This window comes from Streptomyces sp. NPDC046303 (assembly GCF_055588085.1).
Map to the genome: position 1 here is coordinate 49,151 of NZ_JBVJFA010000001.1, position 22,426 is coordinate 71,576.

General features: G+C 74.2%; 17 protein-coding genes and 1 pseudogene. 7 read left to right on the top strand and 11 right to left on the bottom strand.

The genetic code is table 11. The features are described from left to right. Window positions 1–21 precede the first annotated feature (21 nt). Together ACZ6I1_RS00255 and ACZ6I1_RS00260 are read right to left on the bottom strand one after the other, a co-directional pair. Window positions 22–1,797, bottom strand: a complete 1,776-nt coding sequence (locus ACZ6I1_RS00255; RefSeq protein ID WP_469281460.1) for a S8 family peptidase — start codon at window positions 1,795–1,797, stop codon at window positions 22–24. Between the two features lie 265 nt (window positions 1,798–2,062). After that, on the bottom strand, window positions 2,063–3,418 hold the full coding sequence (locus tag ACZ6I1_RS00260; protein ID WP_469281461.1) for a cation:dicarboxylate symporter family transporter: 1,356 nt from the start codon (window positions 3,416–3,418) through the stop codon (window positions 2,063–2,065). A gap of 106 nt (window positions 3,419–3,524) precedes the next feature. Between ACZ6I1_RS00260 and ACZ6I1_RS00265 the strand changes: the two genes are divergently transcribed. Further along, window positions 3,525–5,204: a sensor histidine kinase gene (locus tag ACZ6I1_RS00265; RefSeq protein WP_469281463.1), complete on the top strand. Its 1,680-nt coding sequence runs from the start codon at window positions 3,525–3,527 to the stop codon at window positions 5,202–5,204. Next, on the top strand, window positions 5,201–5,905 hold the full coding sequence (locus ACZ6I1_RS00270) for a response regulator (protein ID WP_469281465.1): 705 nt from the start codon (window positions 5,201–5,203) through the stop codon (window positions 5,903–5,905). Before ACZ6I1_RS00265 ends, ACZ6I1_RS00270 begins: the two co-directional genes overlap by 4 nt. On the opposite strand, the gene melC2 is transcribed toward ACZ6I1_RS00270, so the two are convergent. Together melC2 and melC1 are read right to left on the bottom strand one after the other, a co-directional pair. After that, entirely contained in the window at window positions 5,860–6,708 is an 849-nt protein-coding gene (gene melC2 / locus ACZ6I1_RS00275; protein WP_469281467.1) for a tyrosinase MelC2, read from the bottom strand. The genes ACZ6I1_RS00270 and melC2 overlap by 46 nt on opposite strands. Further along, window positions 6,705–7,100 (bottom strand): apotyrosinase chaperone MelC1, encoded by a 396-nt coding sequence (gene melC1 / locus ACZ6I1_RS00280; RefSeq protein ID WP_469281469.1) that lies wholly within the window; start codon window positions 7,098–7,100, stop codon window positions 6,705–6,707. Before melC1 ends, melC2 begins: the two co-directional genes overlap by 4 nt. A gap of 264 nt (window positions 7,101–7,364) precedes the next feature. On the opposite strand from melC1, the gene ACZ6I1_RS00285 reads away from it, so the two are divergent. Further along, the gene (locus ACZ6I1_RS00285) at window positions 7,365–8,756 is read left to right on the top strand and encodes a glutamate decarboxylase (protein WP_469281471.1); all 1,392 of its coding nucleotides are present in this window, start codon (window positions 7,365–7,367) and stop codon (window positions 8,754–8,756) included. On the opposite strand, the gene ACZ6I1_RS00290 is transcribed toward ACZ6I1_RS00285, so the two are convergent. Further along, a complete protein-coding gene (locus tag ACZ6I1_RS00290; protein WP_469281473.1) occupies window positions 8,750–11,209 on the bottom strand; it encodes a helicase associated domain-containing protein in 2,460 nt (819 codons plus the stop codon). The genes ACZ6I1_RS00285 and ACZ6I1_RS00290 overlap by 7 nt on opposite strands. 221 nt (window positions 11,210–11,430) lie before the next feature. On the opposite strand from ACZ6I1_RS00290, the gene ACZ6I1_RS00295 reads away from it, so the two are divergent. Continuing rightward, window positions 11,431–12,285: an RNA polymerase sigma-70 factor gene (locus ACZ6I1_RS00295; protein ID WP_469281475.1), complete on the top strand. Its 855-nt coding sequence runs from the start codon at window positions 11,431–11,433 to the stop codon at window positions 12,283–12,285. An 18-nt stretch (window positions 12,286–12,303) separates the two neighbouring features. Here ACZ6I1_RS00295 and ACZ6I1_RS00300 read toward each other — a convergent pair whose 3' ends face one another. Further along, window positions 12,304–13,935, bottom strand: coding sequence for a sigma-70 family RNA polymerase sigma factor (locus tag ACZ6I1_RS00300; protein WP_469281477.1), 1,632 nt, complete (start codon window positions 13,933–13,935; stop codon window positions 12,304–12,306). A 339-nt stretch (window positions 13,936–14,274) separates the two neighbouring features. Then, window positions 14,275–15,075: an IclR family transcriptional regulator gene (locus ACZ6I1_RS00305; protein ID WP_469281479.1), complete on the bottom strand. Its 801-nt coding sequence runs from the start codon at window positions 15,073–15,075 to the stop codon at window positions 14,275–14,277. An 88-nt stretch (window positions 15,076–15,163) separates the two neighbouring features. Here ACZ6I1_RS00305 and ACZ6I1_RS00310 point away from each other — a divergent pair, with 88 nt between their 5' ends. Further along, window positions 15,164–15,814, top strand: coding sequence for a bifunctional 4-hydroxy-2-oxoglutarate aldolase/2-dehydro-3-deoxy-phosphogluconate aldolase (locus ACZ6I1_RS00310; protein ID WP_469281481.1), 651 nt, complete (start codon window positions 15,164–15,166; stop codon window positions 15,812–15,814). Then, window positions 15,811–16,785: a PfkB family carbohydrate kinase gene (locus tag ACZ6I1_RS00315; RefSeq protein ID WP_469281483.1), complete on the top strand. Its 975-nt coding sequence runs from the start codon at window positions 15,811–15,813 to the stop codon at window positions 16,783–16,785. Before ACZ6I1_RS00310 ends, ACZ6I1_RS00315 begins: the two co-directional genes overlap by 4 nt. Here the strand turns inward: ACZ6I1_RS00315 and ACZ6I1_RS00320 are convergent. The 3 genes from ACZ6I1_RS00320 to ACZ6I1_RS00330 all read right to left on the bottom strand — a co-directional run bounded on the left by ACZ6I1_RS00320 (window position 16,772) and on the right by ACZ6I1_RS00330 (window position 19,962). Next, on the bottom strand, window positions 16,772–17,665 hold the full coding sequence (locus ACZ6I1_RS00320; protein WP_469281484.1) for an aldo/keto reductase: 894 nt from the start codon (window positions 17,663–17,665) through the stop codon (window positions 16,772–16,774). The two genes, ACZ6I1_RS00315 and ACZ6I1_RS00320, sit on opposite strands and share 14 nt — an antisense overlap. Continuing rightward, a complete protein-coding gene (locus ACZ6I1_RS00325; RefSeq protein WP_469281486.1) occupies window positions 17,662–18,846 on the bottom strand; it encodes a serpin family protein in 1,185 nt (394 codons plus the stop codon). Before ACZ6I1_RS00325 ends, ACZ6I1_RS00320 begins: the two co-directional genes overlap by 4 nt. 90 nt (window positions 18,847–18,936) lie before the next feature. After that, window positions 18,937–19,962, bottom strand: coding sequence for a helix-turn-helix transcriptional regulator (locus tag ACZ6I1_RS00330; RefSeq protein WP_469281488.1), 1,026 nt, complete (start codon window positions 19,960–19,962; stop codon window positions 18,937–18,939). 32 nt (window positions 19,963–19,994) lie between these two features. Between ACZ6I1_RS00330 and ACZ6I1_RS00335 the strand changes: the two are divergent. Then, window positions 19,995–20,944: pseudogene (locus tag ACZ6I1_RS00335) on the top strand (DNA glycosylase AlkZ-like family protein); the annotation flags it as partial. Window positions 20,945–21,041: 97 nt separating this feature from the next. Here the strand turns inward: ACZ6I1_RS00335 and ACZ6I1_RS00340 are convergent. Further along, on the bottom strand, window positions 21,042–22,379 hold the full coding sequence (locus ACZ6I1_RS00340) for a glycoside hydrolase family 18 protein (protein WP_469281490.1): 1,338 nt from the start codon (window positions 22,377–22,379) through the stop codon (window positions 21,042–21,044). Between the last annotated feature and the right edge of the window lie 47 nt (window positions 22,380–22,426).

Consider the following 22,426-nt stretch of genomic DNA (forward strand, 5'->3'; position numbering starts at 1 on the left):
AGCCCAGGATGGGCCAGGGAACTAGAAGGTGAGGTTCCAGGCGTCGATCTTGCCGATGTCGCCGCCGGCGTTGTCGTTCACGCGGAGCTTCCAGGTGCCGTTCGCGACCTCCGAGGAGGCGTTGACGGTGTAGGTCTGGTTGATGTTGTCGGCGCTGCCGCCGGACCGGTTGTGCAGGTTGTACACCGAGCCGTCCGGGGCGATCAGGTCGACCTTCAGGTCACCGATGTAGGTGTGCACGATGTTCACGCCCACCTTGAGGGTGGCCGGGGCGTTGCCCGTCACCCCGCTGACGGCGATCGCGCTCTCCACGGTGGTGTTGTCGCCGATGGCGACGTCACCGAGGTTCTCGAAGTACTTGCCGGGCGGCGGGGTGCTGCCGACGGCCTTGAGCGCGTCGACCTGGCCTTCGCCGAAGAAGCCGTTCTTCGTTGTGGTGCCCTTGCACCGGGTGTCCGACGGGCAGGCGACGTCGTTGGCCTGGACGGCCAGCTTGTCGCGCAGCTGCGCCGGGGTGATGCCCGGGTTGGTGCTCGCCAGCAGCGCGGCCACACCGGCCACGTGCGGGGAGGCCATCGAGGTACCGCTCATGCTGCCGTACTTGCCACCGGGCAGGGTGCTGTAGATGCCGGTCGCGTCGCCGCCGGGGGCCGTCACGTCGATGACGTTCAGGCCGTAGTTGGAGTACGAGGCCTTCGCGGTGGTGCCCATCGCCGACACCGTGACCACGCCCGGGAGTTCGGTCGGGATGTCGAGGCAGGCGTTGGTGATGGTGCGGGTGACCGGCGTCGAGTCGTTCGGGCTCTCGGTGTCGGTCGTCTTGTTGGCCAGGTCCAGGTTGGAGTTGCCGGCCGCCGCGACCTGGAGCGAGCCCTTGGCCTCCGCGTACTCCTGGGCGCGCTTGACGCCCTCGATGATCGCGGCCTGGTCGGCGTTGTCCGGGCAGTTGAACTGCCACGGGTCCGTGTAGTAGCTGTTGTTGGTGACCTTGAAGCCGTGGTCACCGGCCCACATGAACCCGCAGACGGTGTTCTCGGCGAAGAACAGCGAGGAACCGGGCTCGGCGATGCGGACCGAGGAGATCTTCACGCCCGGGGCCACGCCGATGACGCCCTTGCCGTTCTTCGCGGCCGCGACCGTACCGGCCACGTGCGTGCCGTGGGTGCCGACGTCGCGCCAGGCCCCGGCGCGGGTGTCCGCCTTGCCGTACGCGCAGGACGCGGAGTCGGCCGCGTTGAAGTTCGGTGCCAGGTCCTGGTGCTGGTCGTCCACACCGGTGTCCAGGATGCCGACCTTGACGGTGGCGGAGCCGGTGGTGACGGCCCAGGCCTGGTCGGCCTTGATCTGCGTCATGTCGGCACGGACCGGCTCGCCCGTCGGGGTGGTCGCCTGCGCCGGATTGGCGGGCAGCGCCGGGTTGTAGGCGTCCGCCGGCACGTCCGAGGTGCGGGTGGCGCCGACCTGCTGGACCCCGCTCACCCCGCGCATGGTCGCGGCGAAGCTGCCGGAGGCCGAGTGGGCGACGATGACGCCGATCGCGTCGTAGGACGCGAAGACCGAGCCGCCGTTGGCGGCGACGGCGGCACGGACCGCCGAGGTGTCACCGGGCGTGGTGATCACGAAGTAGGCGCGGGTGCCGGCAACCCAGGTCGCACTCTGGGAAGTCGCGGCCGCGGCCTGCGGAGCCGCCGCGGCCGCCGGGGCGGAAGCGGGGCCGGAGGGGCTGACGGGGGCGGTGCCGGCGAGCGCGGCGGGAGCCCCGAAGGCCAGTGCTGCACCAAGGGTGGCGGCCAGCACGAGGGTACGTCGAGGTCGGCTGGATATGTGGGGTATCAATGCGTCCTCCGAAGACCCGTGGGTGCGGATGGCACCTACGGGTCGTACGAAACAAGTGGTCGAACGCAAGATGTCAGACGCGTGCCCTGGTGCGGAAGTACCTTTTACCGCACGCGCGTTCTTCGGCCTGTGGCCGAAAAGCGCCTATACCAGGAGAAGTCGGGGCCGACCGGGCTGGGCACCGTGGGGGCGAGCCCTGCCCGGCCGGCCCGAGTGGGCCCACCGGCTACACCGGTACGCCGTCCTTGGCGCCTTGCGGCTGGGGCGGGAGGGCGCCCGCCGGCTCGCGCGGCGCGTCGTCGACCAGCGTGGTCTCGTCGAACGGCAGCCGCCCGGCGAGCACCTCGGAAGCCCGTGCGTGGTCGAACTCCTTGGTCCACGTCCCGATGAGGACGGTCGCGACCGCGTTGCCCGCGAAGTTGGTCAGCGCCCGCGCCTCGCTCATGAACCGGTCGATGCCGACGATGAGGCCGACGCCGTCCACCAGTTCCGGCCGGTGCGACTGGAGTCCGCCGGCGAGCGTGGCCAGGCCCGCGCCGGTCACCCCGGCCGCGCCCTTCGAGGCGATGACCATGAACAGCAGCAGGGAGATCTGCTCGCCCAGCGCGAGCGGCTGGCCCATGGCCTCCGCGACGAACAGGGAGGCCATCGTCAGGTAGATGGCGGTCCCGTCCAGGTTGAAGGAGTACCCGGTCGGCACCGTGATGCCGGTGACCGGCCGGGACACCCCGAGGTGCTCCATCTTCGCGATGAGCCGCGGCAGCGCGGACTCCGAGGAGGAGGTGGACAGGATCAGCAGGAACTCACGCCCCAGGTACCGCAGCAGGGAGAAGACGCTGACCCCGGTGCACAGCCGCAGCAGCGTGCCCAGGACCACGAAGACGAAGATCAGACAGGTCGCGTAGAAGCCGATCATGATGACGGCGAGTGATTTCAGCGCGTCGATGCCGGTTGCCCCGACCACCGCCGCGATCGCCCCGAAGGCGCCCACCGGGGCGACCCACATGATCATCGACAGGATCCGGAACACCAGCTTCTGTACGTGTCCGATCCCGCGCAGCACGGGCTCGCCCGCCGTGCCCATGGCCTGGAGCGCGAACCCGCACAGCAGGGCCACCAGCAGCGTCTGGAGCACCTCGCCGCCGGTGAAGGCGGACACCAGGGTGGTCGGGATGACCCCCAGCAGGAACTCCGGCGTGCTCTTGGCCCCGCCCGCCTTGGCCTGCGCCTCACCGGCGTCCTTGGCCGCCTCGGTCAGGTGGAGCCCGCTGCCGGGATCCAGCAGGTTGCCGACCAGCAGGCCGATGGCGAGGGCCACGGTGGACATCACCATGAAGTAGCCGAGCGCGAGCCCGCCCACCGCCCCCACCTTGGCGGCCTTGCGGACCGAGCCGATGCCCAGCACGATCGTGCAGAAGATCACGGGCGAGATCATCATCTTGATGAGGTTCACGAAGCCGGTGCCCAGCGGCTTGAGTTCCACGGCCACGCCGGGTGCGGCGAAGCCGACGGTGATGCCGAGGAGCACCGCGGCGATCACCGCGATGTAGAGATAGTGCGTTCTGTCGCGCGTGGCGGCCACGATGCCTCCTGGTGGTGAAAACGTTCCGGGAGGACCATCCCGCGGGGTTGTGACCCCGGTCACCCTTGCGTTCATTGAGTTCACGACCCGGTGCACACTGAGCGACATGTTCCGTTTGCCCCGGCCGCCGCGCAGCCTCGCCGGCCAGCTCTTCGCCATGCAGGTGCTGCTGGTCGCCGTGGTCGTGGCCGGGTGCGCCGTCTTCGCGTACGCCACCGCGCGCGGCCAGGCCGAGGACGCCGCCCGCCGCCAGGCCGGGGCCGTGGCCCGCGCGGTCGCCGACTCCCCGTCGGTCCTGGACGCCGTACGGGAGACCGTGGGCGGCGGCGACCCCACGGCCCGGCTCCAGCCGTACGCGGAGCGGGTGCGCGTCGACTCGGGCGTGGACTTCGTGACGATCATGGACCCGGCCGGGCGGCGCTGGACCCACCCCGACCCGCGCCGGATCGGCGAGCCCTTCATGGGCAACACCGGCCCCGCGTTGCGCGGCCAGACCTTCAGCGAGACCTACACCGGCACCCTCGGACCCTCGATCCGGGTGGTCACCCCGCTGACCGACGGCGGCCGCGTGGTCGGCATGGTCAGTGCCGGGATCACCGTCCGGGCGATCAGCGCGCGCCTGGCCGAGCAGCTCACCGCCCTCGTCTGGGTCGCGGCCGCCGCCCTCGCCCTCGGCGGGGCGGGCACGTACATCGTCAACGCCCGGCTGCGCCGCCACACGCACGGAATGAACGCGGCCGAGCTCAGCCGGATGTACGACTACCACCAGGCGGCCCTGCACGGGGTGCGCGAGGGGCTGCTGATGCTCGACGGCCAGCGCAGGATCACCCTGATCAACGACGCGGGACGCGAGCTGCTGGGCCTGCGGGGCGCGGTGACCGGAACCGGCGTCGCCGACCTGGGACTGCCCGCGCCGCTCACCGGGGCGCTGCTCGCCGACCGGCCCCGGGTCGACGAGGTGCACCTGGCCGCCGACCGGGTGCTCGTCGTCAACAGCTCCCCGGTCGCGGGCGGCGGGCGCCGCGGTACCGTGGTCACCTTGCGGGACCACACCGAACTCCAGGTGCTGGCCGGAGAGTTGGACCACGAGCGCGGGTTCACCCAGGCCCTGCGGTCCCAGGCGCACGAGGCGGCGAACCGGCTGCACACGGTGGTCTCGCTCATCGAGCTCGGCCGGGCGGACGAGGCCGTGGAGTTCGCCACCGCGGAACTGGAGCTGGCGCAGGCCCTGACCGACGAGGTGGTCACCGCCGTCGGGGAGCCGGTGCTGGTCGCGCTGCTGCTCGGCAAGGCCGCCCAGGCGCACGAGCGGGGCGTCGAACTGCTGGTCACCCCCGACAGCACGGCCATCGACGGCGGGCCCGGGACCCCGCCGGCCCGGGACCTGGTCACCGTCGTCGGCAACCTCGTGGACAACGCCATGGACGCGCTCACCGGCGTGCCGGGAGGCCGCATCGCGGTCACCGTGCGCCGTGACGGGGAAGGGCTGCTGCTGCGGGTCGCGGACACCGGCCCCGGCCTCCCGGAGGGGGTGGACGTGTTCCGGCGCGGCTGGTCCGGCAAGGGCGAGGACCGCGGGCTGGGCCTGGCCCTCGTACGGCAGGTGGCGCAGCGCCACGGCGGCACGGCGGAGGCCGTCTCGGGCCCGTCCGGCGGCGCCGAGTTCACCGTACGGCTCCCGGCACCGGCGCCGGCGCCGCTGCCGGTGCCCGTCCCCGGGCCGGGGGCAGGACCGGGCGCGGCGGCCGGGGTGCCGGGCCGGCCCGCCACGGGCGGAACGCCGTGAGCGCGCCCGCGGTGCGGGTCCTGATCGTCGAGGACGACCCGGTCGCCGCCGACGCGCACGCGCTCTACGTGGGCCGGGTCCCCGGCTTCACCGCTGTCGGAACCGTGCACTCGCTCGCCGAGGCCACCCGCGTCCTGGAGCGGACCCGCGTCGACCTGCTGCTGCTCGACCTCACCCTGCCCGACGGGCACGGCCTGCGCTTCGCGCGCGGGCTGCGGGCCGCCGGGCACCCCGTCGACGTGATCGTGGTGACCTCGGCGCGGGACCTGGCCGTGGTCCGCGAGAGCGTCTCGCTCGGCGTGGTCCAGTACGTGCTGAAGCCCTTCGCCTTCCCGACCCTGCGCGAGCGCCTCCTGCGGTACGCCGAGTTCCGCGCGACGGCGGGCGAGGCGGCCGGCCAGGACGACGTGGACCGGGCGATGGCCGCCCTGCGCGCCCCGCGCCCGGCGGAGCTGCCGAAGGGGCTGAGCGCGCCGACCCTGGACCGGGTCGCCGCGCTGCTGCGGTCGGCCGCCGAGGGGCTGACCGCAGCGGGGACGGCCGAGGCGGCCGGGATCTCGCGGATCACCGCGCGCCGCTACCTGGAGCACCTGGTGGACACCGGCCGTGCGGACCGCACCCCCCGGTACGGCCAGGTCGGCCGCCCCGAACTGCACTACCGCTGGCTGGCGGCGGCGACCGGCTCGGTGTCGAAGGTGTAGAACTTCCGGTGGTCCAGCAGGTCCGCCGGGGTCACGTCGTTCCACGGCCGCATGGTGTCGCCCAGGTCCACGACGTTCGGGGTGCCGGCCGCCGGCAGGTACGTGGACTGCGGGTGGCGGGCCTGCCACTCCGCCCACAGCTTGTCCACGAAGGCGTGGTGCATCCAGAACACCGGGTCGTTGGGGGAGACGCCGGTGGCCATCTGGCCGCCGACCCACACGTGCACCCGGTTGTGCAGGTTGGCGCCCCGCCAGCCCTCCAGGTGGTTGCGGAAACCGCCGGAGGAGCTGTTCCAGGGGGCCGCGTCGTACACCGGCATGGCGAGTACGGCGTCCACCTCCGCCTTGGTCGGCAGCTCGGCGACGCCCTGCCCCAGTGCCCGGCGCAGGTAGGCGCGCCCGTCCACCCGTACGGCTATGTTCCACTTGCCCGTCGCGTAGGCGAACGGTCCGTCGAGTACCTGGCCGTCGCGGGCCCGGCCGGTGCCGCCGAGGAAGTCGGCGGCCCAGAGGGAGGAGCGGGCGGTGCGGTCGGCGGTCCAGTCCCAGTACGGGAGCGTGACCTTCGCGTCCACTTCCTGCAGAGCAGCCTCGAACTCGAGAAGAAACCGGCGGTGCCAGGGCAGGAAGGACGGGGAGCGGTGCCCCACCCGGTCGCCCGAGTCGGTGTCGCTCATGATGAAGCCGTTGTGGGTGGTGACGAAGCGGTCGTAGCGGCCGGTGCGCTTCAGCTCCAGCAGCGCGTTGGTGAAGGCGCGCTTCTCCTCGGGAGTGAGCGCGGCCTGGTTCTTGCGGACGGTCATGCCGTGCCTCCCATCGGGGTGAACGGGGCGAGTTCGGCGCCCTGGAGTTCGCGCACGGCGGCGCGGGCCAGCGAGGCCGGATCGGGATACGTCTCGTAGTGGTTGACCACGCTGATCCAGGTGCCGTCGGCGTTGCGCATCACGTGCAGTTCGCGGCCGTCTATCCGGACGGTGGGCAGACCGGGGGAGTGGTGGCCGCCGTGGTGGCCGCCTCCCGTGCCGGGGGTTATCCGGATGCGCCGGCCCTTGTACACCTCGTCGACCGTGCCGGCGGAAGCGGCGGCGGCCCGGGAGTCGGTTGCGGCGGCGTGCGCCGTGGCGCCCGCCAGACCGAGGACGCTGAGTGCGCCGGCAGTGGTGCCCAGGGCCTGCCGGCGGGTGATCTTGTTCATGTCCGAAGAAGTACCAGGGCAGCGACGGCAGTTGACCACTATCCGGACATCGGCGGATAAGTTTGGTTTAGAACGAATTGCAGGTTCTTGCGGTCCGGGCGGAGTTCCGCGACGCCGACGGGAAGATCTGCGGCCTTGATGCTACTCGGCGGTAATTTCTTCGGTTCGGCGGCGCGGCTATGGAGGGGATCACATCGCGGAGTCGGCCGGAAGGTGCGGCGCGAGCTCGGGGGGATATGTCTGTTACTCACCTATAGTGCCGATATGGCTCTTCATGAGACGAAGGACGCGCCCGCACCCGACGCCGACACGGACGTGTTCGCGTCCGCGCTGAGCGGCCAGGTCCTCCCCAAGTACCGGATGCCCGAAGACCACGCGCCCACCGAGGTCGTCTACGAACTCATCCGCAACGAACTGCTGTTGGACGGGAACGCCGCGCAGAACCTGGCCACCTTCTGCACCACCTGGTCCGACGACGGCGTCCACCGCCTGATGAACGACTGCCTCGACAAGAACATGATCGACAAGGACGAGTACCCGCAGACCGCCGAGATCGAAGCCCGCTGCGTCAACATCCTGGCCGACCTGTGGAACGCCCCCGCCGGCGCCGCCGCGACCGGCTGCTCCACCACCGGCTCCAGCGAGGCCGCCATGCTCGGCGGACTCGCCCTCAAATGGCGCTGGCGCGCCCGCCGCCGAGCGGACGGCCTCCCCGCGGACCGCCCCAACCTGGTCTGCGGCCCGGTCCAGATCTGCTGGGAGAAGTTCGCCCGCTACTTCGACGTCGAGCTGCGCCAGGTCCCCCTGGAACCCGGCGCCACCGGCCTGCGGCCCCACCAGCTCGCCGCGTACGTCGACGAGAACACCATCGGCGTCGTCGCCATCCTCGGCGTCACCTACACCTGCGACTACGAGCCCGTCGCGGAGATCGCCGCCGAACTCGACCGCATCCAGGCCGAGCACGGCTGGGACGTCCCCGTCCACGTGGACGCGGCCAGCGGCGGTTTCGTCGCCCCCTTCCTCCACCCCGACGTGGTCTGGGACTTCCGGCTGCCGCGCGTCGCCTCCGTCAACGCCTCGGGCCACAAGTACGGCCTCGCGCCGCTCGGCGTCGGCTGGATCGTCTGGCGCACCGCCGAACTGCTCCCCGCGGAGCTCGTCTTCGACGTGGACTACCTGGGCGGCGACATGCCGACCTTCGCCCTCAACTTCTCCCGCCCCGGCGGCGAGGTCATCGCCCAGTACTACCTGTTCCTGCGCCTGGGCCGGGGCGGCTACCGCCGGGTGCAGCAGGCCTGCGCGGACACCGCCCGGTACCTGGCTTCCGAGATCGCCGGGATCGGCCCCTTCACCCTCCTCTACGACGGCCGCGGCGCCCTCCCCGCCGTCTCCTACAGGCTCACCGACCCGGCCGGAGCGGGCTTCAGCCTCTACGACCTCTCCGACCGGCTGCGGATGCGCGGCTGGCAGGTCCCCTCGTACCCGCTGCCGGCCGGCCGGGACGACACCGTCGTCCAGCGGGTCCTCGTCCGGCACGGAGTGACCCGCGACCAGATGGCCCTGCTCGTCGCCGACCTGCGCCGCGCCGTGGAGCACCTGAAGGCCGCGCCCCCGTCCCATGCGGCCGCCGAGCAGCGGTCAGGCTTCCATCACTGAGCCGGCTTCGCCGACCAGCGCATGCCGAGAGCGGTCAGGGCCGCCACCCGGTCCGGGGTGAGCGAGGCCGCGCGGGAGCGCTGGTTGGCGATCCACGCACCCAGCCGGAACTCCTGGTCCCCGTACAGCTCCACGTGCGTACGGGGCACCCGCAGGTGCTTCTCGCGCCGATGGAACTGCTCGGCCGCCTCCAGGTGGTCCGCCCACGCCTCGGCGTGGCTGCGGCGCGGCCGCGGCCGCTCGGCCTCCGGCGCCCGCGTCACTCCCAGCGCGTGCTCCAGCAGCCAGCGCTGCGCCCACGACAGGCGCTCCCAGTTCAGCCGCTGCGTGCGCACCCAGCCGCCCAGGTCCTCGCCCTGGACCACCACCTCGCCGGGCGCGAGCGGAAGGCGGCCGCCCGCGTCCAGGTGGACCCGGGTCAGGTGGAACGCGCGCTGCCAGGAGATCTCCCAGGCGGGGCACCAGGAGGCGTCGACCGCCTCCAAGGCCTCCCGGCGCTCCTCCGACAGGGCCCCGGGCCCCTCGCGGCGGGCCGCCGCCCGCTGGTTCTTCACCCAGATCCCGACCGGAGCTCCCCGCCACGTGGCGTCCGCCGGCGGCAGCAGGTGGCCGTGCTCCGCCGCCCAGCCGCGGGCCGCCGCGAGCCCCTCCTCGAAGGCCACGTCGAAGTGGCTCCAGACCATGCCGAGTTCGTCGAGCACGGCCACCCGCTCCCGGCCGAGCGCGCCCCGGCGGTACGTGCGCCGCGCGTCGGCGATCCACTGGCCGAGCGGGAACCCGGCCAGCCCCGGCGGCCACGCCCCGTCGTCCGCCGGCACCTTGAAGCCGAACGGCACCTTGAGGTCCCCGGCCGTGCCGGCGTAGATCCGGGCGGCCTCGACCCCGCGCCGCCAGTGCGCGTGCTCCGGATGCAGGACGCGCAGCCGTACGAAAGCGGCCAGCAGCGCCGGATCCCGGGGCGTGGAGAAGTGCAGCAGCCGCTGCGCGCCGGAGCCGGCCGCCGGGGCCGCGGTCCGGCTCGGCGCCTGCGGCTGGGCCAGCGCCTCCACCAGCCGCGCGTCGTGCGCCCGCAGCGCCTCCAGCAGCCGTGCGAGGTCCCCGTACGCCCGCGAGGTGAGCATCGCCTCGGGCGACTCGCCCGGTTCCAGCAGCACCGGGACCACCAGGGAGGCGACCTTGCCCTCCCCGGGCCGGATCCGCAGCGCCCGCCCGACCGCCTGGACCAGGTCGGGCATGGATCCCCGTACGTCGGCCCAGTAGACCGAGTCGCACTCCTTGGTGTCCACGCCCTCGCCGAGTACGCGGACACTGCCGAGGAAGGCCTTCTCAGCGACCCGGCCCTGCGCGGTCCCGCCCGCCGAGAACGTGTCCAGCACGCGCCGCCGGTGGGCGGCGGAGTGCCGGCCCGACAGCCAGTCCGCCCACACCGTACGGGGATAGGCCGGCCGGGGGCCGCCACCGGCGCCGCCGGTGCCGCCGCCGGCCTTCCCGGCGCTGAGCCGCAGCCGCTCCGCCACGGCCGGGAGCCCGGCGGCGAAGGCCTCGGCCTCCTTGGTGAGGTGGTGGAAGACGAGCGTCCGCCGGAAGCCCTCCTGGGCGGCCGCCTTCACCAGCGCGGTCTGCAGGGCCGCCAGCCGGGCCCCGCGCACCGCGTCCGAGCGCCCGTCGCGGCCCAGCAGCACGGCCGCCCGGAACTGCGGATCGGTGACGTCCACGCACACCACCCGGTAGGGGGCGCAGATCCCGCGGTCAATGGCCTCCGACAAGGAGAGCGTGTAGCAGCGCGCGCCGAACGGCCCTCGCGGATCGTCCTCCATGGAGGCCACCAGCTCGCCGCGCCCCCCGGTGCCCTCCCCGGCCTCGGACCCCTCTTCCCCGCCGTCCTCCCAGACGCGGGGCGTCGCCGTCAGATAGAGCCGGCGCGCGGCGGGGATCCGCGCGTTGTCGTGCACCACCGCCCAGGGTTTGCCGATCCGCCCGGAGGTCCGGTGCGCCTCGTCGACCACGATCAGGTCCCAGCCCGGGAGTCCGGCGAGGTGGGCGCGCTCGATGGTGCCCATGCCCAGCGAGGCGTACGTGGCGAACACCGTCGCGCGGTCCGCGGACGGGCCGCCCCAGCGGGCCAGTTCGGCCGGATCGGTGGTGGTCGGTACGCCGGCGTCCTCGGCGCGCAGGGAGCACACGGCCAGCGACCGTCCGGCGCGGCCGCCCTCCCGCCAGGCGGTGACGGTCTGCACCAGCAGGTCCAGGGACGGCACCAGCACCAGCACCCGGCCGGCCCGCAGTTCCTCCGCAGAGCGGACGGCGACCAGGGACTTCCCCGAACCGGTGGCCATGACCACCTGGGCCCGCAGCCCGCGCTCGGGCACCCGGCCCCCGGGGGACACCTCCAGCGCCCGGACCACGGCATCGACGGCCTCGCGCTGGTGCGGACGAAGGTCCTTCCTCGCCATGTGTCTCGCTCCACCCTCGTGATCAGCAGATACCGCTCCAGCTCCTATCCTGCCTCCACTTTGATGCATCAGCGGCGCGCACCGCGGAACCCGTGGAACTTCGCCGACGACACCCGACCGGCTTCGGCACCCGACCGGCTTCGGCGCCCGTGCCGGGTGCGGAGTCCCGCAGGCCGAACCGGTTCTTGATCAACTGGCGTTCCAATGCGACGGTGGGACCCATGACCGACACGTTCGAGGAGAACCGGCGACTGCTCTTCGGCACTGCCTACCGCATGCTCGGCAGCGTCGCCGACGCCGAGGACATCGTGCAGGACGCCTGGCTCGCCTGGAACCGGGCGGACCGGACGTCCGTGCAGCACCCCAAGGCCTATCTGGTACGGACGGTGACCAACCTGAGCCTGAACCGGCTGACGTCGGCCCAGGCCGTCCGCGAGGCGTACGTCGGCCCGTGGCTCCCCGAGCCGCTCCTGACCTCGCCCGACGTCGCCGAGGACGCCGAACTGGCCGAGACCGTCTCGATGGCGGTCCTGGTCGTGCTGGAAACCCTCACCCCCGTCGAGCGCGCGGTGTTCCTGCTCCGCGAGGTGTTCGGGTACTCCTACGCGGAGATCGCCGAGGTCGTCGGGAAGTCGGAGGCCGCCGTACGCCAGTCCGCGCACCGGGCCCGCGAGCACGTACGGGCCCGCCGCCCGCGGTTCGCCGCGGGCGCCTCCGAACGGCGCGAGGTCGCCGAGAAGTTCCTCGCGGCCTGCGCCGGCGGGGACCTGGGCGAGGTGCTCGAGCTCCTCGCCCCCGACGTCGTCTCCTGGTCGGACGGCGGCGGCGTCGTCTCGGCCGCCCGCCGCCCCCTGCACGGGCCCGACCACGTCGCCCGCTGGCTCCTGGGCGTCCTCGCCAAGCCCGAGGCCCAGGGCGTGGAGATGCGCATCGCCGAGATCAACGGCGAGGCCGGACTGCTGCTGTCGGTCGGCGGCGTGAACCTCGGCGCGGTCACCTTCGAGGCGGCCGAAGGCCGGATCACCGCACTGCGCTTCGTGGTCAACCCGCAGAAGCTGCGCGGCATCCAGCCCTGAACCGCACGCCGGTACCGGCTACTTCGCGCCGAAGTTCTGCGTCCACCAGGGACCGCCCGAGCCCTGGTGGATGCCCACGCCGAGGTCCTTGAAGTCGCAGTTGAGGATGTTCGCGCGGTGGCCCGGGCTCTTCATCCAGGCGTCCATGACCGACTGGGCCGTCTGCTGGCCCTTCGCGATGTTCTCCCCGTACGTCGACCAGCGGTATCCGGCGGCCGTGGTCCGCTGGCCCGGGTCCGTGCCGTCCGGACTGGTGTGCGAGAAGAAGTCCCGCTTCGCCATGTCTTCGGAGTGGCCCTGGGCAGCCGCGCGCAGCTGCGCGTCCTCCTTCAGCGGAGCACAGCCCGCCGTCGCGCGCTCGGAGTTGACCAGGGCCAGGACCTGGCCCGCCATGCCCGGCGGGGCGGGGGCCGGCGCCGGGGGCTTCGGGCTCGGGGAGCTGCTGCGGCTCGGCGCCGGGGTCGGGCTCGCGGCCGGGGTCGGCGAGGCGGAGGCCGACGGTGACGGGGACGCGGACGGCGACGCGGAAGGCGAGGCTGAGGCGGACGGCGAGGCCGGCTCCGAGGGGAGCGCGGACTCGGAGGCCGACAGCGCGGCCAGCGGGGCCGGAGCCGCGGCGTCGCCCGTCTTCGTGTCCCCGGAACCGGGGAGCGTGCCGAGGTACACCAGGCCGCCGCCCGCGACACAGGCGGCGAGGACCGCTCCGCCGATCACCCGGCGGCGGTTCTGCCTGCGCCGGCGCAGCGCGCCGCGCCCGCCGCCCGCCGTCGCCACGTCCGGGGCGAGGTGCGGCTGGGCCGCCGGATCGGCGAAGCCCTCGCCGGCGGCGTAGGCGGAGCCCGCGAGGTCGAAGTCGGCCGCACCGGCCGCACGTACCCCGGCCAGCAGGGCCGCCGAGACGGGCACCAGGGCCAGCCCGGCCAGGAGTCCCTCCGCCGGAACCAGCCCGCTCCACAGGCCGGAGCAGCGTACGCAGTCCCGCGCATGACGGGCTATTCGCTTGCGCCACAGCGCCGAGGGCCGGCCGTCCCAGCCCGCCACCAGCACCCGCAGCTCCTCGCACACCGGCTGGGCGTCCAGGGCGCGCACCACGACCCGGGCCGCCTCCAGCTGCGCCTTCATCCGCTGCACCCGTACCGCCGCGTGCTGCGGGGACAGCTCCAGCGCGGCGGCCACCTCCGCCCGGGTGAGCTCCCCGGCGCACTCCAGCCACCACAGCGACAGCAGCGCCCGGTCGTCGGGCTCCAGCCAGCGGGTGGCGCGGGCCGTCTCGCGGCGCTGGCCCGCCAGGTTGAGGCGGACGACCGTGAGGTCGACGAAGTCGGCCCCCGGGTCGGCGACCTCGCCGGCCTCCTCCAGGGTGCTCTCCCCGTAGCCGCTCTGCCGGGCCTGCCAGTACGCCCGCACCCGGTTCATCGCGATCGCCACCAGCCAGGACCGGAAGCTCTCGTCCGCACGCAGACCGCCCAGCCCGTCCAGGGCCCGCAGCATCGTGTCCTGCACCACGTCGTCCACGTCGCAGGACCCGTTGAGGGCCCGGCCGACGATGTTGTAGACGAGCGGCAGGTGGGTGCCGACGAGTTCGTCCTGCGCGCGGGAGTCGCCCGTGCGGGCCGCTGCCACCAGCGCTGCCGTGTGCTGAGTGCTCATGTGATGTTCCCTGTCCATACCGGCGGTCGATGATGCCCAATGTCTGGGAGACCGTCGAGAGGGGTCTCGATAACACTTATCCGGAAGATGATTTCCCGGCATCCGCTGCGGCGGAAGGGGGTAGCGCGCGCCGAGGCGTCGGTCTGGGCGAGCCGCCGCGGCGCGGCCGGCATCGCATCCCCCCGTACGGTGCCCACCACCACCCGCTCCATCCTGTCCTCCCGCCGCGTCCGGCGCGCGACGAAGGCCAGGTCGGCGGCGTCGGCCGTCGAGGCCGCCGGGCGCCGACCACACGCAGGCTCGGGTTCCGGTGGGGGTCCCGAGCCGGCGCCGCACCGCTCACAGCAGGGGGGCCAGCGCCTCCGCGGCCGCGCGCAGGGCGGGCGCGTACGCCTCGAGCTCCTCGCGGGAGACCAGGAAGGTGACGGTGGTGATGCTGACCCCGCCGACCGGCCGCCCGCCCGCGCCGAGGACCGCGGCGCCGATGCAGCGGATGGTCGCCTCGTTCTCCTCGTCGTCCAGGGCGAAGCCCCGCGCGCGCACCTGCGCGAGCTGCGCGTTCAGCGCCTGCGCGCTCGTGATCGTCCGCGGAGTCCGGGCCGGCAGCCCGGTGGCGGCGATCAGCTCCCGCACCTCCTCCTCGGGCAGGTGGGCCAGGACGCTCTTGCCGATCGCGGTGGTGTGCAGCGGCATGCGCATGCCGACCCGGGAGGCCGTCCGGAAGGGCTGCTCGGCCTCCAGCTTCCGGATGTAGGTGATCGTCTGCCCGCTGTGCAGGGCGAGATGGACCGTCTGGCCGCCGACGGCCTGCCGCAGCTCGTCCAGGATCCGCCCGATGCTCGCCGGCTCCCCGCCGCCGACCAGCGCGGACAGACCGCGCAGCCGCGGCCCCACCCCGTACCGGCCGTCGCCGTCCTGGCGTACGAAGCCCTGCTCGGCCAGCGAGGCGAGGATCCGGAAGGTGCTGGACTTGGGCACGGCGGCCGCCGCCGTCACCGCGGCGAGCCGGTGCGGCCCGCCGGGCGCCGCCACCGCCTCCAGGATGCGCAGGGACTTCTCCAGCGCCGATCCCGCCGCGGACGTCCGCCCTCCGCGCGGCGCGCCGCCGTCCCCGGGCTCCGAGCACCCAACCGTTGACATGACGACTCCCGCGCTGTGTAGGGTCTAGACCACGTGGTCCGCTACACAATACGCCGTTCCGCTACGTGGAACGAACGGGAGGGTCCCTTTGTCCTGCCACCCGTACGCGGTGATAGCCGCCCAGCGCCTGCTGCCGGTGCTGCGCAGCGCCGACGCCGACGAGGCCGTCCGGCTCACCGCCGCCCTGCTCGCCGCCGGGTGCCGCGCGGTCGAGCTGACCACCTCCACCCCCGGCTGGGCGGGCGCCGTCACCCGCACCGCCCCGCTCGCCGACGCGCACGGCCGCCCCGCACTCGTCGGAGTCGGCACCGTGACCACCGCCGAGCAGGCCGAGACCGCCCTGGACGCCGGCGCCGGCTTCCTGATCTCCCCGCACCCCGCCCCGGCGGTCCGCGAGGTCGCCGCGCGCCGCGAAGCCGTGTTCATCGAGGGCGGGTTCACTCCCGGCGAGATCGCCTCCGCCGTCCGGGCCGCGGGCGCCGCCAAGGTGTTTCCCGCCCACGTCGGCGGCCCGGGGTTCATCCGCTCCCTCAAGGCCGTCCTTCCCGAGGGGCTGATCATCCCGACCGGGGGCATCCTGCCCGGCGAGGTCCCCGACTGGCTGGCCGCCGGGGCGGGCGCCGTCGGCATCGGCAGCGGGCTGCCCGCCGATCCCGCCCGGCTGGCCGCCGTATTCGCCGGGCTGGCCGGTCCGTGCTGCGGCCGAGGCGACTGCGCCGACCGGGAGCCCAGGCCGTGACGGGCCCCGTCTACGACGTCCTCGTGCTCGGCGAGGTGCTCGTCGAGATCCACGCCGAAACCCCCCTGAGCGAGGTCGCCGAAGGGACACCGGCCCGCATCTCCTACTCCGGAGACGCACTCAACGCGGCGGCGGCCGCCGCGGCCGCCGGTGCCCGGACCGCCCTGCTCGCCGTCGTCGGCGACGACGCGCTCAGCACCCCGCTGCTGCGGCGGGCCGCCGCGCTCGGCGTGGACGTCTCCCACGTACGCCGCGCCCCGCGGCCCAACGGCGCCTACCTGCTGTCCGCCGACACCGACGGCGACCGGGAGTTCGTCTACTGGCGCGCCCGGAGCGCCGGTTCCACCCTCGCGCCCGCTCACATCACATCCTGGCGCCCGCTGCTCACCGCCTCCACCGCGCTCATCACCAGCGGCATCACGGGCGCCCTGTCACCCGGCAGCCACGACGCCGTGCTGGCCGCCGCGCACCTGGTGCACGCCGCCGGCGGACACCTCTCGTACGACCCCAACTTCCGGGCCGGGCTGACCGGACCCGACCGGGCCCGGGACCTGCTCGCCCGGATCGCCCCGCTGACCGGCCTGCTCAAGACCTCCTGCCCGGCCGACGCCCTCGCCCTCACGGACACCGACGACCCGGGCACCGCCGCCGCCCGCTGCCGCGCGCTGGGCGCCCGTACGGTCGTGGTCACCGCGGGCGCCGGCCGCCTGCTGCTGGACGACGGCGGGGGCGCCCGCTACCGGCCGGTGCCCCGGAACCCGGCTCCGGTCGACGCGACCGGCGCGGGCGACTGCTTCACCGGCACCGCCACCGCCCGGCTCGCCCTCGGCGACGGGCTCGAAGACGCCGTGGCCTACGGCGCGGCCGCCGCCTCCCTCTCCGTGTCCGGCCGGGGCGGCACCGGACGCGTCCCCGCCTTCGCGGAGACGGCGGCACTGGCGGCGCGGCACCGACGGGTCACGGGACGGTGAGCAGCGCGACCTCCTCGGCGGTGAGGCGCAGCGCGCCCGCGGCGACGTTCTCGACGAGGTGGTCCGGGTTCCCGGTGCCCGGGATCGCCAGGACGTGCGGACCGCGGCTCAGCGTCCACGCCAGGCGCAGCTGGGCCGCCGACACGCCGTGGGCCTGGGCCAGGGCGCGTACCTCGGGGCCGTCCTCGGCGCCCGCCCCCGCCCCCGCCCCCGCCTCCTTGCCGGCGCCGGCGATCGCGAAGAACGGCACGAACGCGATGCCCTGTTCGCCGCACGCGTCCACGAAGGCGTGGTCCTCGGCCGGGGAACCGATCCCGTACGGGTTCTGCACGCACACCACCGGCGCGATGGCCTGCGCCTCGACCAGGTGGTCGGGGCGGGCGTTGGAGATGCCCAGGTGCCGGATCAGACCGGCCGTGCGGAGCTCGGCGAGCGTGCCGAAGTGCTCGGCGACCGACCCGGTCGTCTCCCGGCGCGGGATGCGCAGGTTGACCACGTCGAGGTGGTCGCGGCCCAGCTGGCGGAGGTTCTCCTCCACATGCCCCCGCAACTGCCCGGGCTCGGCCCACCACCACTGACCGGCGGCGTCGCGGCCCGGCCCGACCTTGGTGGTGATGACGAGGTCGTCGGCGTACGGGGCCAGCGCCCGGTTGATCAGCTCGTTCGCGGAGCGCAGCGGGGAGAAGTAGAAGGCCGCGGTGTCGATGTGGTTCACGCCGAGCTCGACGGCCCGGCGCAGTACGCCGGTCACCCGCTCGCGGTCGCTGGGGGAGCCGTCGGCGAGGTGGGTGAGCCGCATCGCGCCGAAGCCGAGCCGGTTGACGGTCAGGTCGCCCAGTCGCCAGGCGCCCGCCGCGGCCGCAGTGATCGTTTTCGTCATCGGGCGACCCTACCGGGCTCGTTGATCCATCCGGCGGCCAGAACCAGCCGGGAGCTCCGGTGAACGGCCAGGAAGCCGAAGGGCCGGTCGAACCGGACCTCCGCCCGGCGGACCCGGTACTTCAGACGAGGAGGGGCGCTGCCGGGCGCCATCGCGACGGCGGTGACGGCCGCGGCTTCGAAGCCTTCGGCGCCGAAGCGGGCCAGTGCCGTCTGGCGGGCCGAGCCGACGGCCAGCGGTTCGGCGCTGATGCCGGGGAAGTGCCCGTGGTCCCGGTCGGATGCGGTGTCCAGCCCGAACAGCCGCGCCTGCTCCAGGAGGTCGTGCTCCGCACGTACGTCGAACGCGACGGTCCTGACGGTCAGCCAGGGGCGGCGGGAGGCGGACGTCACGGTACCGATGGACAGTCCCGGGCCGGGCTTCCCCTCGGGCAGCAGGTGCGCACCTGTGGACGGAAGGGCCCTGGTGACGGCGTCGATCCCGGCGCCGAGCGTCCCGCCGGCCGGTGCGCCGGGCTCGCCCAGCACGAGGTGGACGTCCACCCCGGTGTCCCCGACCACCTCCAGCAGGGTGACCGGACCGGCCGGGCCGTGCGCCACCCGCACCCGGTCCAGGAGGGAGGTGCCGCGGACCAGCATGCGCAGGGGCCGATCGGCCCACGGCCCTTCGTCGACAGAACCGGGTATCTCGCGGAATGGGCGGATCCACTTGAGTCGCAGCGCGAGCGCGGAAGCCAGAACGAGCCGGGTGCCCTCGTCGAGGGCCACCGGCATGCGCTCGATCAGGCCGCCGGTACGGTCCGACGCCCATGTGTCCAGGACCTTGGTGTCGGCCTGGACGTCATCCGTCAGCGTTCCCCGGGCGCCGGCCGGGAGCTTCGACGACCAGGCCTCCTCCAGCGGGAGGCCGGCCCTGGCCCACAGGCCGGTCGCCGACTCCAGGCCGCGTATGCCGGCCAGGGCGTCCAGCAGCTCCCGGGCGGCCCGGGCGGCGTCCGCGGCGGGTAGGCCCACTGCCTGCGCCAGTTCCGCGCGGGCCGTACCGCCCGCTCCGTCCGCCAGCAGGGCGAGCAGCGGCCAGACCCCGGCCGCGGTGAACACCGTGCCCGGGCCGGTGGCCGGGACCTGCGCGGCCCAGCGCTTCGTGAGGCGGTTGACCGCCGGTACCGTCGAGTTCCTCATGCGGGGAGGGTATGCGGGCGCGCACCGCCGGGCCGGATCGTTTTCCCGGCGGTCCCGACGGCCCCCGTGGCGCAGGTCGGTGATGCGGCATCAGCTCGGCGCCGGGGCCCTGTTCGCGGAGGCCGCGTCCGCCGCGGCGGCGAAGCGGCGGGCCAGCTGCGCGAAGGCGTGCTTGAGCTCGGGCGGGCCGATGACCTCGATGTCGGCGTCGAACCGGCCGATGGTCGCGGCCAGACCAGGCCACGACCAGGAGCCCAGGACGAGCCGGCAGCGGCCGGGGCCGAGCTCCTCGACCACCCCGTCGTGCACGTAGCGGGACACGGCGGCGGCGGACAGGTCGAGGATCACCTCGCCGCGGCAGGGCCGGCCGCCGCCGTAGCCCTGGAACCGGCTGGTCACGAAGGCGGCGACGTCCCCTCCGGGCAGTTCGCGCGGCGTGAAACGGGGCCCGGTGGGCGTGCGGGGCGTGATCCGGTCGGCGCGGAAGGTACGCCAGTCCCCGCGGTCGAGGTCCCAGGCGACGAGGTACCAGCGCCCGCCCCACGTGACGAGGTGGTGGGGCTGCGCCCGGCGCGGCGCGGAGGGGTTGGGGGCGTCGTCCTCTGCGGGCGGGGAGCCGGCGGCGCCGGCGTGGGCGTAGTCGAAGCGCAGCTCCTCGCGGGCGTGGACGGCGGCGCTGAGCGTCATGAGCACGCCGCTGTCGGCCTGCGGGTCCGGCCCGTTCACGGCGCGCTCGACGGCGGTGAACCGGAGGGCGTCGATGCGGCGGCGCAGCCGGGCGGGCATGACCTGTCGGACGGTGGTCAGCGCCCGCGCGGCGGCCTCCTCGATTCCGGCGCCGGTGGCGGCCGCGACCTGGAGGGCGACGGCGAGCGCCACGGCCTGTTCGTCGTCGAACAGCAGCGGCGGCAGCTCGGCGCCCGCCTCGAGCCGGTATCCGCCGTCGGGTCCTTTGAAGGCCACCACGGGATAGCCGAGCTCGCGCAGCCGGTCCACGTCACGGCGCACGGTGCGCGGGCTGACGTCAAGCCGCTCGGCCAGCAGCGCCCCCGGCCAGTCCCGGCGCGCCTGGAGGAGCGAGAGCAGCGACAGCAGTCGCGCTGAGGTCTTCTGCATGACTCCATGCTGCCCCGGGAAGCGGTCACATTCTGTCCGCTTCTCCTGCGAGGCTCGGGACCGCGCCGGACCGCACGGCGCACCACCGGGCGCTGGGCCGCGCGACGCTCGCCCGGCAGCTGCTGCTCGACCGCGCCGGGGTGCCGGTCCTCGACGCCGGTCCTCGACGCCGGTCCTCGACGCCGGTCCTCGACGCCGGTCCTCGACGCAGTCGCGCCCCTCGGCGGACTGAGGCGCAGGAACCGCAGGAGCCGTTCGCCGGGCTCTGGTCGCGGCTGCGGGCGTTCGACCCGGCGGAGCGCTCGGACCGGCTCGTCCGGCGGGGCGTGGCGCGGACCCGTCTGATGTGCCGCACCGTCCACCTCGTCACGTGCCGCGAGGTCGCGGCGACCGACCTCGAGGAACTCGCCGCCGCGGGCCGGGCGGTGATGGCCGACGGCGAGCCGCGCTCGATGACCGGACTCGCGCGGGCCCTCGCCGGGCCCTGGGGGAGATGCTGATCGGCGCCCCTCGGAGGGCGCAGCTGCCGCCGCGGGCGTGGCGGACGCCGGGCCGGCGTGCGCAGGGTGCTGCTCTCCTCCTGGCCGGGTGGCGAGATCGACCCGCCCTCCGACGACGGCTCCGATCCGGTCGGCCAGGCGCTCGCACGGCGCTGCCTGGCGGCCTACGGCCCGGCCGCCACGGCCGACCTGCGCGCCTGGTGCGGCCTCGCCGGACTGCCGGCCGCCGTCGCCGCGCTCCGCGAGGCGCTCGTCTCCTTCCGCGGCGAGCGGGGACGGGAGCTGCTGGCCCTCCCCGACGCACCGCGCCCCGACGCCCGCGTCGTCCTGGTCGACGGCCGGGCCGCCGCGACCTGGAGACGTGAGACGGCACGGTGAGCGTGAGCCCGCTGCGCCGCTTCTCCCGGGCCGACCGCGGCGCCGTCGCGGAGCAGTGGAGGCCGCCGGCCGCCCGGTTGTCGTCCGACCGCGCACGAGGCGCGCACGTGGCGTGCACGTGGCGCGCACGTGGAGGGCGCCGCCGGGCCGGATCCGAAGTCGCGGCCCGGCGGCGCCGGTCAGTGGGCCCGCAGCCCCGGGTCAGCGGCCCCGCAGGCCCCGGTCCACGGCCGTCATCAGCTCGCCGTCGGCGGTGTCCGCGTCCAGAGACCAGAACATCGCGCCGCCGAGGCCGTGTGCGCGGATGTAGCCGGTCTTGGTGCGCAGCACCTGCGGGTCGTCGTACGTCCACAGGGTGCTGCCGTCGAAGAGCCAGGCGTGCCCGCCGCGCCGGTCCCGGTGGACCTGGTACGTCCCGGAACCGGCCAGCTCCTTCAGCGCCTTGTAGTCCTCGTACCCGGCCGACCAGGTGGCCGGCGCCGGCCCGGCGGCCGGCTGCCCCATGCCGTCCCCGCCGCCGCTGACGCCCGTCCACCCCTGCCCGTAGAACGGCATGCCCATCACCAGCTTGTGCGCGGGCGCGCCGCGCCGCCGCCAGGCGTCGACCGTGCCGTGCACGCTGAAGTCGCCCCGGGCGTAGAGCGCGGACTGCTGGGCCGTCGTGGACTCGCCGGAGACGTGGAAGTCGTATCCCTGGAGGGTCACGAAATCGAGGTCGCGCATGATCCGGCGGACGTCGAAGCCCGCGTCGATCTTGGCGGGTGCGGTCGGGACGAAGGCCGTCAGCTCGTACGGCGACTTCCGCTTCACGCTGCGCTCGTGGGCGTCGAGCTGCCTGCGGAACTCCCTGACCAGCTCGGTGAAGTTCCGCTTGTCCTCGGGCCGGAACCTCGTGTCCGTGTCACCGGCGGAGCCGGGCCACTCCCAGTCGAGGTCGATCCCGTCGAACACCCCGGCGGCCGCGCCCGCGCCGCCGCGGGTGCCGTCCCGCGGCAGGTTGCCCTTGATGTAGAGGTCGATGCACGACTCGACGAACGCCTTGCGGGAGGCGGGCGTGAGCGCGGCGTCCGAGAAGTGCGTGGACCAGCTCCAACCGCCCAGCGAGATCAGCACCTTGAGGCCGGGGTGCTTGGCCTTCAGCTCGCGCAGCTGGTTGAAGTTGCCGGCGAGCGGCTGGTCCCAGGTGTCGGCGACCCCGTCCACCGAGTTCTCGGCGTCGAGCGGGCGGACGTAGTCGGCCCAGGCGTCGGCCTCGCCGGGCACGTTCCCGGTGAAGCACCTGCCTTCGGCACTGACGTTGCCGAAGGCGTAGTTGATGTGGGTGAGCCTGCCGGCGGAGCCGTTCTTCTCCAGGTCCTGGACTTGGAAGTCCCGTCCGTAGACGCCCCATTGGGTGAAGTAGCCGACCTTCTTGTACGAGCGGTGGTGACCGCCCGCTGCTCCGTCCTGCACGGCGACGCCGGCGGCGGGCGCGAAGGCGGTCAGCAGGGAGAGGGAGCAGGCGGCGACGGCCAGCCGGCCGAGCATGCTGCGGCGCATGGGCTTCCTTTGCGGATGCGGGAGCGGGGCGTGAGCGCGTGCGCGGT